The following is a 15292-nucleotide window of genomic DNA, read 5'->3' as shown; positions in this document are numbered from 1 at the left end:
GAGGAACGCCGATGAAAGCAGTCAATTGGAACAGGCCGGACGACGATTTTACAATGACCTTTTGGAACCAGAACATCATGCAGTTCTGGACGGATGACGAGATTCCGCTCTCGGATGACAAAATGTCCTGGATGGAGCTTAGCGCTTCGGAACGGGACACATACAAAAAAGTGCTCGGCGGACTGACCTTGCTCGACACCGTGCAAGGTGGCGTAGGGATGCCGAAAATCATGGAGCATGTGGACGGACTGCAGCGCAAGGCCGTCCTGGCCTTCATGGGCATGATGGAGCAAATTCACGCCAAATCGTACAGCAGCATTTTCACGACGCTCGCTGCTACGGAAGAGATCGACGAAATTTTTGCCTGGGTCGAGCGCAATCCGCATCTGCAAAAGAAAGCGGCACTGATTTCGAAGCGCTACCAGGAGATCGAGACGCAAAAAGATTTGTACATGGCGATGGTCGCCTCGGTCTTTTTGGAAAGCTACCTGTTTTACAGCGGTTTTTTCTACCCGCTCTATTTGGCAGGGCAGGGCAAGATGACGAGCAGCGGCGAAATTATCGACCTGATTGTGCGGGATGAGAGCATTCACGGCCTGTACGTCGGCGTGCTCGCGCAGGAAGTGTACCAAAAGCTCAGCGTCGCGGAGCAGGCGGCGGTGAAAGAAGAGCTGTACGCACTTCTGCACGAGTTGCACGCAAATGAAGAGGAGTACACCGTCTCCCTGTACACAGAGATTGGCCTTGCGGACGAGGTGTTGGCCTACGTGCGCTACAACGCGAACAAAGCGCTGATGAATCTGGGGTTGGAACCGTTCTTCCCGGAGGAGGAAGTCAACCCGATCGTCCTGAACGGGATACGGACGCACACGAAGCAGCACGATTTCTTCTCGAAAAAAGGCAATGGCTACGTCCGTACGCTCAACGTCGAGCCGCTGACGGATGACGATTTTCGTTTTGAGTAAAAAGCTTAAACGATTGTTTAAAAAGGGCTGCTGTCTACAGATGGCAGTCTTTTTGCTGTGCTGGAAGGAAACCGCGAAAGGGGCCTCACGCGAAGGCGTACGATGTCGTGCAGGAGATGGAATAATAGTTTTATTTATTCGAAAATACTTTTTCATTCATATTTGTGTTATAAATAAATGATGTGTCGCTCTTCTCCTTGCCAGCCAGTCTAAGTCTATGAGAGTTGGACTGGAGCAGCAAGGTGGAAACGAGAGAGAGTCATGCAAACATCGAGTGGTGCGTTTGGAGGACTGATTTATCTGACAGGGAATCCAGTCTGGCTGGAGTCTGGATAAAGCGTCAGACTTCGTGAATTTTTTCACGAATCTGAGGGTTGCTAAAAAGAGCCCTTTGCTTTTTATCACAGGAGGTTTTTGTCATGCATCAAAAAGTTTCCTATTCGTTCATCGTCATCATCGGATTCATGCTGTTTGCGCTGTTTTTTGGCGCGGGCAATCTGATCTTTCCTCCGATGCTCGGACAGATGGCGGGAACGAATGTCTGGGAAGCCAACGTCGGCTTTCTCGTGACCGGGGTTGGCCTTCCACTTTTGGCGATTACAGCGTTGGTGTATTCAGGTAAAAACGATTTGCGCTCACTGGCAAGCCGTGTGCACCCGCTGTTTGGCCTCGTCTTCACCATCATGCTCTATTTGGCTATCGGGCCGTTTTTTGCCATTCCGCGCTCCGGGAATGTGTCGTTTGAGATCGGAATCAAGCCGTTCTTATCCGAGCAGGCCGGCCCTGTGCCGCTGATTATCTTTACCGTCCTGTTCTTCACGCTCGCTTGCCTGTTGTCGCTCAATCCTGGAAAAATTATCAATGTAGTCGGAAAAGTCTTGACACCGATGAAGCTGACGTTTATCGGCATCATCGTCCTGACGGCCATTGTGTATCCGATTGGCGAGTTGCAAGCACCAGTGGGGGATTACCAGTCCAAGGCGTTTTTCAAAGGATTCCAGGACGGCTATTTAACCTTGGACGCTCTTGGGGCATTTGTATTTGGCATCATCATCGTTCAGGCGATCAAGGAAAAAGGCGTTACGGCGCGAAAGCAAATTTTGCTGACGTGCGCCAAAGCGACGCTGATTGCAGGTGTGCTCCTGGCGTTTTTCTACTCGGTGCTCGCCTACATGGGCGCTTCCAGCGTGGAAAAGCTCGGTCATCTGGAAAACGGCGCGCAAGTTTTGGCTAAAGTGTCGAATTATTACTTCGGTTCTTACGGCGGCCTGCTGCTCGGTCTGATGATTACCGCGGCCTGCCTGACAACCAGCGTCGGACTGATTACGGCGTGCTCGTCGTTTTTCCACGCCTTGTTTCCGCGCATTTCGTATAAAAAGTTTGCCGTAATTTTGGCTGCGTTCAGCACACTTGTCGCCAATATCGGGCTGACCGCACTCATCAAGGTGTCCGTTCCGGTTTTGACGACGATGTATCCCATCGCCATCGCGCTGATCTTTTTGACGTTCATGCATCAGGCGTTTGGCGGGCGGCCAGAGGTGTATCAGGGCTGCTTGTTCGCCACGTTTCTCATCAGTCTGTTTGACGGGCTAAATGCTGGCGGGATCGAGGTCCAGGCGATTCATGACGTCTTTTCACGCTACTTGCCCATGTACACAATCGGGCTGGGCTGGTTGCTTCCTGGTTTGGTCGGGGGCGTAGTCGGCTACCTCATTTATTTGATTCGCAAACCATCCCTGCGTGCGCATGAGCTTCGCCTGAACAAACAATAAGGCAGAGCGAAAAGAGTTTGGCGAAAGCTGGAATTGTTTTGCATGACAAAAACTGGTTTGCATGTTACTGTATGAAGAAGGTGTGTCTCATCTTTTATGAGGGCACATGCATTCATTTTGACAATTTCATAGAAGTGGGAACAGGTTCCTTGGCGATAAGATATCGGCGCAAGGATGAAAAGGGAAGTCGGTGAGAATCCGACACGGTCCCGCCACTGTATGAGGGGAGTTTGCACAGCTTTTGGCCACTGGTCATGCTGGACTGGGAAGGCGCTGTGCAGGTTAAGATCCTTAAGTCAGGAGACCTGCCTGTTTCGACAACACTGCTTAACCTACGGGAGATAGGGAGGTGTTAGGATGCTGTGATCTCAGTGTTTATTTGGCATGTCTAACGTTCTTTCTGATCGTTGGAGATGCCTTTTTTATTGGGGAGAATCCGAAAAATGATCGTAAAGGATGGAGGGTTTGCTGATGAAAAGCAGCAATTTGGGATATCCACGGATTGGCAAGGACCGCGAGTGGAAAAAGGCACTGGAAGCTTTTTGGGCGGGGAAACTCGATGAGAAGATATTCCTTGCGCAAATGGAGCAAATTCGCAAGCAGCACCTGGTCAAACAGCAGGAAAAGGGGATCGACTGGATTCCGGTCAACGACTTTACGTTCTACGATCACATGCTCGATATGGCGGTCATGTTTGGCCTGGTTCCGAAGCGGTTCGCGTATGCGGGCGGTCCAGTGCCGCTGGCAACGTATTTTGCGATGGCGCGCGGCAACAAGGAAGCTGTCGCCTGCGAAATGACCAAGTGGTTTAACACGAACTACCACTATATTGTCCCCGAGTTCGGCGAGCGCACGCCTGTCCTGACGGAAAACAAGCCGCTAAAAGCGTATCTGGAGGCGAGAGAACAGCTGGGCATTGTCGGCAAGCCTGTCATCGTCGGGCCGTATACATTTGTCAAGCTGTCCAAAGGGTACGCCAAAGACGATTTTGAGCACGTCGTCAATCAGATCGTGCCGCTGTACGTGCATGTGCTGCGCGAGCTTGAACTGCACGGCGTCGAGTGGGTCCAGATGGATGAGCCTGCTTTCGTGCTCGATGTGAGTGAGCGGGAAAAAGCAATCATTCGCCGTGTGTACGCGCAGTTTAGCCAGGCGCTGCCGCACCTGAAGCTGATGGTGCAGACGTATTTTGAGGCGGTAGATTGGTACGAGGAATTGATTGCACTGCCTGTCCATGGCCTGGGCCTTGATTTTGTCTACGGGAAACAGACGAATCTCGCCAACCTGTTGACGCACGGTTTCCCGCAAGACAAAGTGCTCGGCGCGGGCGTCATTGACGGACGCAACATTTGGTGCTCGGCTCTCAAGGAAAAGTGGGAACTGGTCAAGACGCTGTGCTCCGTAGTCGCCCCAGAGCGGATATGGGTTCAGCCTTCGAGTAGCCTGGTGCACGTTCCGGTTACTGTCGAAGCTGAAACCGATTTGCCGGAAGAAGTGCGTATTGCATTGGCGTTTGCCGATGAGAAATTGGCGGAGGTTTGCCTTTTAGTCCAAGGTTTCCGATATGGAAAGTATGTAATCTCGAAAGAACTCGCCCAGAACGAGCAAAACTTGCTGAGCCTGGCCCAATCTCCAGCGCGGAACCGCGAGGAAGTGCTGAAGGCGCGAGAAGAGCTAAGGATGATAGCAGCCAAACGGGCAGTGCCGTTTCGCGAGCGTCGTGAGATTCAGCAGGCGAAGTGGAAGCTCCCGCTGCTGCCGACGACGACAATCGGCAGTTTCCCGCAGACGACAGAAGTTCGTCAGGCCAGACAGCAGTTCAAAAAAGGAAACTGGACCGCTGAACAGTACGAAGCGTTCATTCAGGAGCAAATCCGCGAGTGGATTGCCATCCAGGAACAGATTGGCCTTGATGTACTGGTGCACGGCGAGTTCGAACGGTCTGACATGGTCGAATATTTCGGGGAAAAGCTTGCCGGATTCGTTTTCACCAAGAACGGCTGGGTGCAGTCGTATGGCTCTCGTTGCGTGAAGCCGCCTGTCATCTACGGCGATGTGCAGTTCGTCTCCCCGATGACGGTCAAGGAGAGTGTCTATGCCCAGTCGTTGACGGATAAGCCAGTGAAAGGAATGCTGACAGGTCCTGCCACGATTTTGAATTGGTCGTTCGTGCGCGACGACCTCCCGCGCCAGGAGGTGTGCGAGCAGATTGCGCTTGCGCTGCGCAAGGAAGTAGAAGCGCTGGAAGCGGCAGGTATTGGCATGATCCAAGTGGATGAGCCGGCACTGCGGGAAGGCTTGCCGCTCAAACAGGCAGACAGAGCTGCCTATCTGGATTGGGCGGTCAAGTCGTTTCGGGTCGCTACTGCGACGGTCAAGCCTGGCACGCAAATTCATACCCATATGTGCTATTGCGAATTTCATGATTTCATCGACGTCATCAGCGAGCTGGATGCCGATGTGATCTCGATTGAAACCTCCCGCAGCCACGGCGAGCTTGTCTCTGTGTTCGAGACGTGCACGTATGACAAAGGAATCGGTCTTGGCGTCTATGACATCCATAGCCCGCGCATTCCGACAGTGGACGAGATCGAGGAAATGGTTTCCCGAGGTATACAAGTTCTGCCGCCAGGACAATTCTGGATCAACCCGGATTGCGGGCTGAAGACGCGGGGGAGAGAGGGTACAATCGCGTCTCTGAAAAACATGGTAGCAGCGACACACGCTGTACGAAACCGCCTGGCGCAAAAAGCAGTGACCCATAGAGAGGAGCAGCGCTGATGGCAACCAAGGCACAGAGCGTAACAGGAGCAAGACCGATCAGTCAATCGAGAACCTTTTTGACAGACCTTGTGCTCCCGCCGGATACGAATCATCACAATACGATCTTCGGCGGTAAGGTGATGGCATATGTTGACAAGATTGCCTGCATTGCGGCGATGCGCCATTGCCGCAAGCCTGTTGTCACTGCGTCCAGCGATTCGTTCGACTTTCTCGCGCCGATCAAGACCGGGGAAGCGATCAATCTGGAAGCTTACGTCACCTGGACGCACAACACCTCGATGGAAGTGTTCGTAAAGGTAGAGTCGGAAAACCTGTTGACTGGCGAAAAACGTATGACCGCAAGAGCGTACCTTACGATGATCGCCCTTGACGAGCAAGGCAAGCCGACGCTGGTGCCTGCCGTCATACCAGAAAGCGAGGAGGAGTGTCTCCAGCACGCGAAAGCAAAGCATCGCTACGCGCTGCGAAAACAGCGGAAAGCAGAGTCGTAGTCTCTACCGCAGCAAACGGTATTCAGAAAAAGCAGCAACAGCAAAAGCTCTCAACGACAGGGTGGGGGCTTTTGCTGCAAGCGGCTGTTTCAGCCCTCGATGCCAAAGACTTGGACGACCGCTGCTTGCGGAAATCCCAACCGTTTCCGAGAAGAAATACTTTATCGAGTCAATCCGAAATGTTAAAATTTTCTGAAAGGGGGTAGATGTGTGATGTATCATTTGAATGAAAATTTGCTGCAAAGCGCACAACATTTTCCGGACCATCCCGCCTACGTATTTATGGGGGAGACGACCACGTACCGTCAATTAAACCAGCAGGTGGCTGAACTGGCCTCCGGGTTGTCCAGGCTCGGGATCGGAAAAGGGGACGCTGTTGCGCTCATCATGGACAACCGGCCACAGTTTGTAAGCGCTTACTATGCGATTTTGCGGACAGGTGCTGCCGTCGTTCCGATGAATCCAATCTACACGCAAAGAGAAATCAGCTATATCCTCGCCAACAGTCAGGCCAAAGCCGTGATCGCCCTGACCGCGCTCGAACCTGTCCTCACCCCTTTGAAAGAACAACTCGATCATGTGAAACATCTCATCTACACAGAGGCGGCTGGCGACGGGCTGACGCTGGAGCAGGTTGCACATGCGGGAGACGGCAGCTTTGTCGAGCCGGAGCGGCATGAAGACGATCTCGCTGTAATTCTGTACACATCCGGCACGACCGGGCAGCCAAAAGGCGCGATGCTCTCTCACCGCAACATGGCTTCCAATGCAGAAGCGATGGGGATTTTGTTCGAACTGCTCCCCGAAGATCGGGTGGTGGCTGTGCTGCCGATGTTCCATGTTTTTTGCATGACCGTTTGTCTCAACGGACCGATCCGCTACGGGGCATCTATCATTATCATTCCGCGCTTCCATCCGGCAGAGGTGGTCCGCACGATCCGCGAACAGCAAGCAACCTGCTTTGCGGGCGTACCGACGATGTACAACTACATGCTCCAACTGCCTGATGCGACGAAAGAAGATTTCGCTTCTGTCCGTCTCTGCTGCTCGGGCGGCGCATCCATGCCTGTCGAGTTGCTGCACAAGTTCGAAGCGAAGTACGAGGTAAAAATACTGGAAGGCTACGGACTGTCCGAGGCGGCTCCGGCAACAGCCTTCAACCCGCTGCACGGAACGAGAAAGCCTGGATCGGTAGGAGTGAACATCCCCCATGTCGAAAACAAGGTCGTCGATCCGGAAGGCAACGAACTGCCCCGTGGCGAAGTCGGTGAGCTGGTGGTCAAAGGACCGAACGTCATGCTCGGCTATTTGGGGCTGCCGGAGGATACAGCAGCGACGCTTCGGGACGGCTGGCTGTACACCGGAGATATGGCGCGGATGGACGAGGAAGGGTATGTGTACATCGTCGACCGCAAAAAAGACATGATTCTCGTCGATGGCTACAACGTCTACCCGCGTGAGGTGGAGGAAGTGCTCTACCAGCATCCGGCGATTATCGAGGCGGCAGTGATCGGCGTGCCTGACGAAGTGCACGGCGAAGCGGTCAAGGCGTTTGTCGCGTTGAAAGAAGTGGCGGTGTCCCAGGAAGACATCATCGCTTTTTGCCAGGACAAATTGGCGAAGTACAAAGTGCCGCGTCTGGTTGAAATCGTTCCAGAGCTGCCGAAAAACAGCACGGGGAAAATATTGCGCCGCGCCTTGCGTAAATAATCAGCACTTGGGGGCAGCAGGCATTGTTATTACGGGAAATAGATGATAGAAGGGAATGAACCGGACCCACGCAGGAGTCTGGTTCATTTTTTTGCAAAGACAGCTTCGATCTAGTTTTCTGGAAATCAATTTGGTAAAACCAAGCGTCTTTCCTGTGTGATTTTTAAGCTTCTTCCGTGTAGCTGATCCATTTTAGCCATAAGGAGATATAGAACATGCTGAAACGAATGTTAAAAATCGTCGGTGTTCTTTTAATCTTGGTCGTCGTTGTTTGTGGCTGCTCGGAATTTTTCGGAACGATCAACGGAAGAATAGCAGCAAATAAACATGCTATGGAGTACATCAGCAAAAAATACAATGTTCCGATTGAACAACTAGCAGCAGAACTACCTTCTTATAGATATGGACAGCGATTGTATGTTACCGGTATTCATGATAAGCAAGAACATAAAAAATATACGGTATATGTAAGAATGTGGGGAGAGGGTGAAGTTATGGATATTTATGAGGAATAAACGTAGATAAACGCAGATAACGAGAACGGGGCTGTCTCAAAAGCCGATATTTCGACTTCAAGACGTTCTTTTTTTTTTCTGCCAGAAACGTTGATCTAGCAATGTTCAAAAATAGCCAGCCGAACTGGTTCAGGCGCTGCGATCACTTTCAGATGCAAAGTTTCCAGGCAGAACTTTTCAAAGGAAAGAGAATCACAATGTCTTGTTTCCCGTTCATTGACAAGTCATTTCCGATATGCCTAGCATGAAGAATCAAGAAAAAGGAAGGAAAGGCCCCAGATGCAAGAAATCGACACCACCACGCTTCACCGCCTTTGCCAACAAGACAGGCCCTTCGCCTTGTTCATCTACACCCCCATGTGCGGCACCTGCAAGCTGGCGGAGCGGATGCTGCACGTTACCAGTGAAGCACTCTCCAGGCAGCTGCCGCTGTACCAGCTCAACATCAACACGGCCCCAGCCCTCGCGGAGCGACTGCAAATCACGAGTGTCCCGGCCCTGTTCCTATTTTGCGGGGAACAGGTCACAGGCAGGCATTATGCCCTGCACTCCGTCGGTTATTTGTACGACGTACTGAAAACACTCGCCTAGACAAACACCTAACCCCTTCGTGCTGAATACAAGAAAGAGAGAGACATATTGCGAAGGGGGAGGCGCATGCAAATCCATGTCGTGGAAGAAGGACAGACGCTGTCTGGCATAGCCGCACTGTATGGGTCGACTGCTGAGGCGATCGCGGAAGTAAATGAACTGCCCGATCCAGGCAGGCTCGTCGTAGGACAGGCGATGGTGATTCCGATTGTCGGGAGTTACCACTGGGTCAGGCAGGGAGACACCCTGTATACAATCGGGCAGCGCTACCAGATCAGCGCAGCCGAACTGGCCCGCGTCAATAACATATCGCAGTACCGCCCGTTGCAAATCGGGCAACGCTTGTACATTCCGCCCCGTCCGCGGCGGGCGGCGGATTTCAACGCGTACGCGGAGCCGCGCAGGACCGTGTCTCCTGTACTGGAAGCGGACGTGCGTACGGCGGCACCGCACCTGACGTACCTGGCACCGTTCAGCTTCCGAATCAGACGGGACGGGACGCTGGCCCGGCCGGCATTGAACGATTTTCCCGCGATTGCCAGACAAAACAATGTGGTGCTAATGCTCGTCGTCACCAATCTGGAAAACGACCAGTTCAGCACGGAGCTGGGCGGGCTTATCCTGAACAACCAGGAACTGCAAAACAAGGTGCTCGACAACGTTTTTCAAACAGCGAGAGAACTTGGGATGGGAGACATCCATTTCGATATGGAGGCGCTCCCGGCTACGGATCGCGAGGCGTACATCCGCTTTTTGCGCAGGGCTCGCGACCGGGCGCACGCCCAGGGGATGATGCTTTCCGTCGCTTTGGCCCCGAAGACGAGCGCCGAGCAGCAAGGCAGGTGGTACAGCGCCCACGATTACCGGGCGATTGGCGAGATTGCCGACTTTGTCGTCATCATGACGTATGAGTGGGGCTACAGCGGGGGGCCGCCGATGGCCGTGTCGCCAATTGGGCCAGTGCGTCGTGTCCTCCAATATGCCTTGACCGAAATGCCTGCCGAAAAAATTTTGATGGGCCAAAACTTGTACGGCTACGACTGGACGTTGCCGTATGAGCAGGGAACGACGGCGCGAGCGTTGAGTCCGCAGGCAGCGATTGCGCTTGCGGCGCGGGAAAACGCCGTAATCCGCTACGATTACCGGGCGCAGGCACCGTTTTTCCACTATACAGCCGACGATGGCAAACGGCATGAGGTATGGTTTGAGGACGCCCGCTCGATTCAAGCCAAATTCGATCTGGTGAAGCAACTGGGCATACGTGGAGTCAGCTTCTGGAAGCTTGGTTTGCCGTTTCCGCAAAACTGGCTGTTGATCGAAAGCAACTTCCGCGTCCGCAAACGAACGTAGCGAGCAGGTGTACAGATAAGAATGGGCTGCGCCAAACTGCTTGGCGCAGCCAAGTTTATGAATCGGGCCTGTCATCTCGCGCCTGTCATCCGGGCAGTCCCTCATACGCATCGCGCACTGCTCAAAGCGCCCTCCGTTGGCAATGCAGGGCAGCGCAGCACTGAGTGCTTACCCGGTCACGTTTTCCATCGGTAGCAATCGTGGTATGATGGTTAGAAGAATACGGGAAAAGGAGAGAAAAGATGGGAGAGTGCAAGCTGAATCACAGCAAAGAGGATGTGCAAAAGAAACTGGCCGAGCAAGCGCCCTTTTTGTCCGAAGTGCGGGTAGGACAGTTCCGGCGCGTGCTGGAAGGCGAGCTTAGCCAGGAGCGGTTGAACGAGCTGTTTCACCTGTTGAAAAAATACGATCTGGCAAGCCCGGAAGAGCGCCTCGCGCGCGAACAGCAGATGGATCGCCTGTTTGGCTAGAAAAAGCCGTCGGCAGTTCGGTTTGCGGCCCATGAAGTCTGGATGCACCTGAAGTAGCGGGGAATGGATTCTTCGCTCTTCGCCAGCACAGGAGCACTTCTTCGCCGTCAATGGATTGCTGTTGTTTGCTTTGCGCGCGTTTTTTTGATCCATCTCGGAGAAAGTGCGCTTCGATTTTTGAAAAAACGAGAGTTCTTTACGTACATAGGGCAACAAGTTGTTCGATCACTTTTCTATCCATATATGAGCACCCCTGGCGGGAGATAATGGCCGGAAGGAAAAAGCAAATCGCTTTTTACTCCCCGGCGGCAAGGAGCAAAAATGAAAGACAGAATCTATTATCAAGATGCGTATGTGAGAAAGTTTACGGCGCAAGTAATCAGGCAAGGGCGGGAAGAGGACGGTACGCCGTACGCCGTGCTCAGCCAGACGGCGTTTTACCCGACGGGAGGCGGACAGCCTGCCGATCTGGGCACGCTTGGAGATTGTCGGGTCATTGACGTGGAAGAAGTAGCGGGCGAGGTGCGTCATCGGCTGGAAGCTCCGCTACCGGAGGACTGCACGGAAGTGATCGGTCAGATCGATTGGGACCGCCGCTTCGATCACATGCAGCAGCATGCCGGACAGCATATTTTGTCCGCCGCGTTTCTGGAAGTAGTGCAGGCGGAGACGGTCGCGTTTCACCTGGGAAAAGAACGCGTAACAATCGACGTCCGCCTGGATGAACTGACACCGGACGTATGGGAAGCGGTCGAGCAGCGGGCCAATCAGGTCGTGCTGGAAAATCATCCGATCATCGCCCGGTTTGTCGATGACGAGGAGCTGGCTACACTGCCATTGAAAAAACAGCCGACGGTCACGGAAAATGTTCGCGTCGTCATCATCCCGGAGTACGACTACAATCCGTGCGGTGGCACACATCCTGCGCGCACAGGCGAAGTGGGCATGATAAAAATTCTCGGCTGGGAGCGCCATCGCGGAAACATCCGGCTGGAGTTCATCTGCGGCTTGCGCGCTTTGCGGGACTATACACGCAAGCAGGTGGCCGTGCGTGAACTGGCGAAGCTTTTTGCAACCAGTGAAGCAGACCTGATCGTGCAGGCAGAGCGCGTGCTGGCTGAACGGGACAGCTTGAAAGCAAGACTCGCCGATGCCGAAAAGCAACTGCTGGAAAGCGAAGTCCGAAAGCAGCTTGACGTGGCAGAGCAAGTGGGAGCAGCGCGGGTCATCACACGAGTTTTCCCGGACAAAACCATTCAGCAGCTGCAGCAGTTCGCCCAGCTTGCGGTCGCGGAGGCGCCGGACGTCGTATGCTTGCTGGCCGCCGCGACTGACGAGAAGACCCAGCTTGTATTTGCGCGGGGTCAGGCCGTGAACGTTGCTGTCAATCAGCTAATCAAGGAGACGCTGCCGCTGATTGCCGGAAAAGGCGGCGGCAATCCGGCGATGGCGCAGGGCGGCGGTCAACCAGCGTCTGCTGCGGACGAAGTGCTGGCACATGCCCGCAAGCTGCTTGCCGAGTCCCTGGTCTGACGGACGAGTCTCGATTCGCGGCCAGGCCGTTCATGCCTGGCCTTCACGATGATGGTTGATGCAAGGAGGAAATGACAATGCTATGGAATCCCGGTGACAAAGTTCGCGTGACGCAGCGGACAGGAGAGTATATTGCGGAAGTGCTGGAAATTCACGATACGAAGTTGTTGGTCAAGGTGCTGGCGGTGACGAAATACCCGCAGCAGGGCGACCTGCATACGTCCTACGAGGTGGATGTGCCGCTGTTTCACGAGCGCCCGGCACTCTCCTACCAGGAAAAATTCATGACCCCGGCCGCATCCGCCATCCGCTACAACGGCGAAGTGCCCGACTACAAAGAGTCTGTGCGCAAGGCGATGGAGCGGGAAATGGAGAAGCTGAAAAAAATGGCGGCCTGGTCCGAACGTTGCCTGGCTGTACTGGAATCGATGTACAAGGAAACCTTTACAAACACGAAATAGAATGGTACTGTAATACTCGAATGTACGACAATTTCATAGGTTTACTACCAAACGGGGGCCGAGCATCGTCGGCTGAGATTGTAACGAGTGTGTTACTGACCGTTGAACCTGACCTGGGTCATGCCAGCGGAGGAAGAGGTATAGGAATCGATTTCACGGTGCGGCAGTGGCGGCGTATTTGCCGGAAAACTGTTGCCAGATGATGAGATCCACTCAACCATCCCACGGCGGATGGTTTTTTTGCTTCCATCTGTCCGAGCGGATACGGATGGGTTACGCATACGGCTTCCACCGTTTGACTGGAGTGACTTCCGGCAGGCGAGGGAAGCCGTTTTTTATCCCTCGACAGGTGCCATCAAGAAGGAGGAATACAATGGTTGTTGTGCTGAACGGAAAAACAGCAGAGCTGTCGGCTGAAATCAACACAGTCCGCGACCTGCTCGCTTCGTATTCCCTGCAGGAGAAGATTGTCGTCGTGGAGCGCAACGGAGAAATCATCGACCGCTCCCGGTATGAACAAACACCGATTGCAGACGGAGACCGCATCGAAATCGTTCATTTTGTCGGAGGAGGATGACCAGCATGGATACATTGAAAATTGGCCCTTACGAGTTTCGTTCCCGCCTGTTGCTTGGGACCGGAAAATTCGCAGATTTGGAAACACAAGGAAAAGCAGTCGAGGTGTCGGAAGCGGAAATTTTGACGTTTGCGATTCGCCGTCTCAATTTGGAAAATCCGCAAGAGCCGAACTTTTTGGAACAGCTCGACCTGAAAAAATTCACTCTGCTGCCGAACACAGCGGGAGCGTACACGGCGGAGGAAGCGGTGCGCATCGCCCGTCTGGCGAAGGCTTCCGGCTTGTGTGACATGATTAAGGTAGAAGTTATTGGCGACCCGAAAACATTGCTGCCTGACCCGATTGGCACGCTGGAAGCGTCGAAAATTTTGGTTGAGGAAGGCTTTATCGTGCTGACCTACACCAACGACGATCCGATTCTCGCCAAGCGCTTGCAGGAGGTAGGCGTGCATGCTGTCATGCCGGGCGCATCCCCGATTGGCTCCGGACAAGGCATCCTCAACGAAAACAACCTCCGCTTCATCATCGAGGACGCCAAAGTGCCTGTGATCGTGGACGCAGGCATCGGTTCGCCAGCCGATTGTGCGAAAGCGATGGAGCTGGGCGCTGACGGCGTGCTGCTGAATACGGCTGTCGCGCTCGCCGACAATCCGGTGTTGATGGCCGAAGCGATGAAGCTTGGAGTGGAAGCGGGACGCAAAGGGTTCCTCGCAGGACGGATCGCGAAAAAGCGCTACGCGTCGGCGAGCAGCCCGACCGAAGGGATGATCGAGTAGCGTGGACCGACTGACAGAAGCGGTAGAAGCGATTGCCAGCCGCAAAGAAGAGCTGTTTGCCCTTTTGGCAGAGCTCGTTTCCCATCCGACTGTGAGTCCGCCAGCGCGAAACAGCGATGCGGCGCAAACCGTACTCGCCAATCGGCTTGCGGCCATTGGCTTTGAGGTTGATCGCTGGACCGTGTACCCCGGCGACGACAATATCGTCGGACGACTGCCGGGCAGTGCTCCTGCCAAGGCGAACAGCCTGATTGTCAACGGGCACATCGACGTCGCAGAAGTCGGCGACGATGCGAGCTGGACGTATCCGCCGTTTTCCTTGACCCGCGGCGCAGACGGGCGGCTGTACGGACGCGGTGTAGCCGACATGAAGGGCGGACTGGCGGCAAGCCTGTTCGCCATCCAGATGCTGCGCGAGCACGGCGTCGAGCTGGCAGGCGATTTGCTGTTCCAATCGGTGATTGGCGAGGAAGCGGGCGAAGCCGGAACGTTGGCTGCGCTCGAACGCCGCTATCAGGCGGACTACGCTGTTGTCGTCGACACGAGCAACCTGCACATGCAAGGGCAGGGCGGTGTCATTACCGGCTGGATCACGATTGAGAGCCCGACGACCTTGCACGACGGGATGCGGGCACGGACGATCCATGCAGGAGGTGGTGTGCGCGGCGCGTCTGCCATCGAGAAAATGGCGAAAATCATCACGGCGCTGCAGGAGCTGGAGCGGGACTGGGCTGTGATGAAGGCGTACCCCGGTTTCCCGGCTGGCAGCAATACGATCAATCCTGCCGTAATCGAGGGCGGACGTCATGCTGCGTTCATTGCGGATCGCTGCGCGCTCTGGATTACCGCTCACTTTTACCCGAACGAATCGTATGAACAGATCATTCGCGAAATCGAAGACCATGTCGGACGGGCAGCAGCGGCAGATGTGTGGCTGCGCGACCATCCTCCCGTCTTTCGCTGGGGCGGTCGCTCCATGATCGAGGAGCGCGGGGAAATTTTTCCGTCCCTGGAGCTGGATACAAAGCATCCGGCCCTGGCGCAGCTGCAAGCCGCCTATGAGAGCGAGCTGCACGAGGCGCCTGTGGTGGACATGTCGACCACCGTCACGGACGCGGGCTGGTTCGCGCATGCCGGCATTCCCGCTGTGCTGTTCGGTCCGGGCGAGCTGAAGTACGCCCATGCTGTCGACGAGTCGATTGATCCAAAACAGCTTGTCCGCTTTGCCCAGATCATGGCCCGCTTCATCGCCAGCTGGTGCAATACGCCAAAGGAAGAGAAGGAGTGAAAAGAGAGC

General features: G+C 54.4%; 14 protein-coding genes and 2 riboswitches. All 14 genes read left to right on the top strand.

What is annotated here, in order from left to right:
- The first annotated feature begins 11 nt into the window (after positions 1-11).
- The 14 genes from nrdF (at position 12) to AAFJ72_RS11600 (ending at position 15283) form a co-directional block, all read left to right on the top strand.
- Entirely contained in the window at positions 12-965 is a 954-nt protein-coding gene (gene nrdF / locus AAFJ72_RS11665; RefSeq protein WP_432774100.1) for a class 1b ribonucleoside-diphosphate reductase subunit beta, read from the top strand.
- A gap of 419 nt (positions 966-1384) precedes the next feature.
- Positions 1385-2737 (top strand): branched-chain amino acid transport system II carrier protein, encoded by a 1353-nt coding sequence (gene brnQ / locus AAFJ72_RS11660; protein ID WP_432774099.1) that lies wholly within the window; start codon positions 1385-1387, stop codon positions 2735-2737.
- A 125-nt stretch (positions 2738-2862) separates the two neighbouring features.
- A riboswitch (cobalamin riboswitch) is annotated at positions 2863-3064 on the top strand.
- A gap of 144 nt (positions 3065-3208) precedes the next feature.
- Entirely contained in the window at positions 3209-5518 is a 2310-nt protein-coding gene (metE, locus tag AAFJ72_RS11655; protein WP_432774098.1) for a 5-methyltetrahydropteroyltriglutamate--homocysteine S-methyltransferase, read from the top strand.
- On the top strand, positions 5518-6012 hold the full coding sequence (locus AAFJ72_RS11650; RefSeq protein ID WP_432774097.1) for an acyl-CoA thioesterase: 495 nt from the start codon (positions 5518-5520) through the stop codon (positions 6010-6012). The genes metE and AAFJ72_RS11650 overlap by 1 nt, the downstream gene beginning before the upstream one ends.
- A 213-nt stretch (positions 6013-6225) precedes the next feature.
- Positions 6226-7722, top strand: a complete 1497-nt coding sequence (locus AAFJ72_RS11645) for a fatty acid--CoA ligase family protein (protein WP_432777178.1) — start codon at positions 6226-6228, stop codon at positions 7720-7722.
- A gap of 215 nt (positions 7723-7937) precedes the next feature.
- On the top strand, positions 7938-8237 hold the full coding sequence (locus AAFJ72_RS11640; RefSeq protein ID WP_432774096.1) for a hypothetical protein: 300 nt from the start codon (positions 7938-7940) through the stop codon (positions 8235-8237).
- A gap of 279 nt (positions 8238-8516) precedes the next feature.
- Positions 8517-8828, top strand: coding sequence for a thioredoxin family protein (locus AAFJ72_RS11635; protein ID WP_432774095.1), 312 nt, complete (start codon positions 8517-8519; stop codon positions 8826-8828).
- A 66-nt stretch (positions 8829-8894) separates the two neighbouring features.
- A complete protein-coding gene (locus AAFJ72_RS11630) occupies positions 8895-10178 on the top strand; it encodes a LysM peptidoglycan-binding domain-containing protein (protein WP_122906320.1) in 1284 nt (427 codons plus the stop codon).
- A gap of 242 nt (positions 10179-10420) precedes the next feature.
- Positions 10421-10648 carry a hypothetical protein gene (locus AAFJ72_RS11625; RefSeq protein ID WP_432774094.1) on the top strand — a complete coding sequence of 76 codons (228 nt, stop codon included), beginning with the start codon at positions 10421-10423 and terminating at the stop codon, positions 10646-10648.
- Positions 10649-10969: 321 nt separating this feature from the next.
- Positions 10970-12181: an alanyl-tRNA editing protein gene (locus tag AAFJ72_RS11620; protein WP_432774093.1), complete on the top strand. Its 1212-nt coding sequence runs from the start codon at positions 10970-10972 to the stop codon at positions 12179-12181.
- A gap of 77 nt (positions 12182-12258) precedes the next feature.
- Positions 12259-12642, top strand: coding sequence for a sporulation phosphorelay system protein KapB (kapB, locus tag AAFJ72_RS11615; protein WP_432774092.1), 384 nt, complete (start codon positions 12259-12261; stop codon positions 12640-12642).
- A gap of 41 nt (positions 12643-12683) precedes the next feature.
- A riboswitch (TPP riboswitch) is annotated at positions 12684-12794 on the top strand.
- A gap of 221 nt (positions 12795-13015) precedes the next feature.
- Positions 13016-13219, top strand: a complete 204-nt coding sequence (gene thiS, locus AAFJ72_RS11610; RefSeq protein ID WP_122906324.1) for a sulfur carrier protein ThiS — start codon at positions 13016-13018, stop codon at positions 13217-13219.
- Positions 13220-13224: 5 nt separating this feature from the next.
- On the top strand, positions 13225-13995 hold the full coding sequence (locus tag AAFJ72_RS11605; RefSeq protein WP_122906325.1) for a thiazole synthase: 771 nt from the start codon (positions 13225-13227) through the stop codon (positions 13993-13995).
- Position 13996: 1 nt separating this feature from the next.
- Complete coding sequence (locus AAFJ72_RS11600) at positions 13997-15283, top strand: acetylornithine deacetylase (RefSeq protein WP_432774091.1); 1287 nt, start codon at positions 13997-13999, stop codon at positions 15281-15283.
- Positions 15284-15292 lie beyond the last annotated feature (9 nt).

The organism is Brevibacillus gelatini (assembly GCF_050920745.1).
Taxonomy (GTDB): domain Bacteria; phylum Bacillota; class Bacilli; order Brevibacillales; family Brevibacillaceae; genus Brevibacillus; species Brevibacillus gelatini.
Note: the sequence above shows the minus strand (reverse complement) of the source record. Positions and strands in the feature narration are given on the sequence as shown.

Bases quoted from the DNA above. Each gene is read 5' to 3' on its own strand.
- AAFJ72_RS11605 (WP_122906325.1), top strand. From the start codon at position 13,225: ATGGATACATTGAAAATTGGCCCTTACGAGTTTCGTTCCCGCCTGTTG.
- metE (WP_432774098.1), top strand. From the start codon at position 3,209: ATGAAAAGCAGCAATTTGGGATATCCACGGATTGGCAAGGACCGCGAG.
- AAFJ72_RS11630 (WP_122906320.1), top strand. From the start codon at position 8,895: ATGCAAATCCATGTCGTGGAAGAAGGACAGACGCTGTCTGGCATAGCC.
- AAFJ72_RS11620 (WP_432774093.1), top strand. From the start codon at position 10,970: ATGAAAGACAGAATCTATTATCAAGATGCGTATGTGAGAAAGTTTACG.
- kapB (WP_432774092.1), top strand. From the start codon at position 12,259: ATGCTATGGAATCCCGGTGACAAAGTTCGCGTGACGCAGCGGACAGGA.
- AAFJ72_RS11625 (WP_432774094.1), top strand. From the start codon at position 10,421: ATGGGAGAGTGCAAGCTGAATCACAGCAAAGAGGATGTGCAAAAGAAA.
- AAFJ72_RS11635 (WP_432774095.1), top strand. From the start codon at position 8,517: ATGCAAGAAATCGACACCACCACGCTTCACCGCCTTTGCCAACAAGAC.
- AAFJ72_RS11650 (WP_432774097.1), top strand. From the start codon at position 5,518: ATGGCAACCAAGGCACAGAGCGTAACAGGAGCAAGACCGATCAGTCAA.
- thiS (WP_122906324.1), top strand. From the start codon at position 13,016: ATGGTTGTTGTGCTGAACGGAAAAACAGCAGAGCTGTCGGCTGAAATC.
- nrdF (WP_432774100.1), top strand. From the start codon at position 12: ATGAAAGCAGTCAATTGGAACAGGCCGGACGACGATTTTACAATGACC.
- AAFJ72_RS11640 (WP_432774096.1), top strand. From the start codon at position 7,938: ATGCTGAAACGAATGTTAAAAATCGTCGGTGTTCTTTTAATCTTGGTC.
- AAFJ72_RS11645 (WP_432777178.1), top strand. From the start codon at position 6,226: ATGTATCATTTGAATGAAAATTTGCTGCAAAGCGCACAACATTTTCCG.
- brnQ (WP_432774099.1), top strand. From the start codon at position 1,385: ATGCATCAAAAAGTTTCCTATTCGTTCATCGTCATCATCGGATTCATG.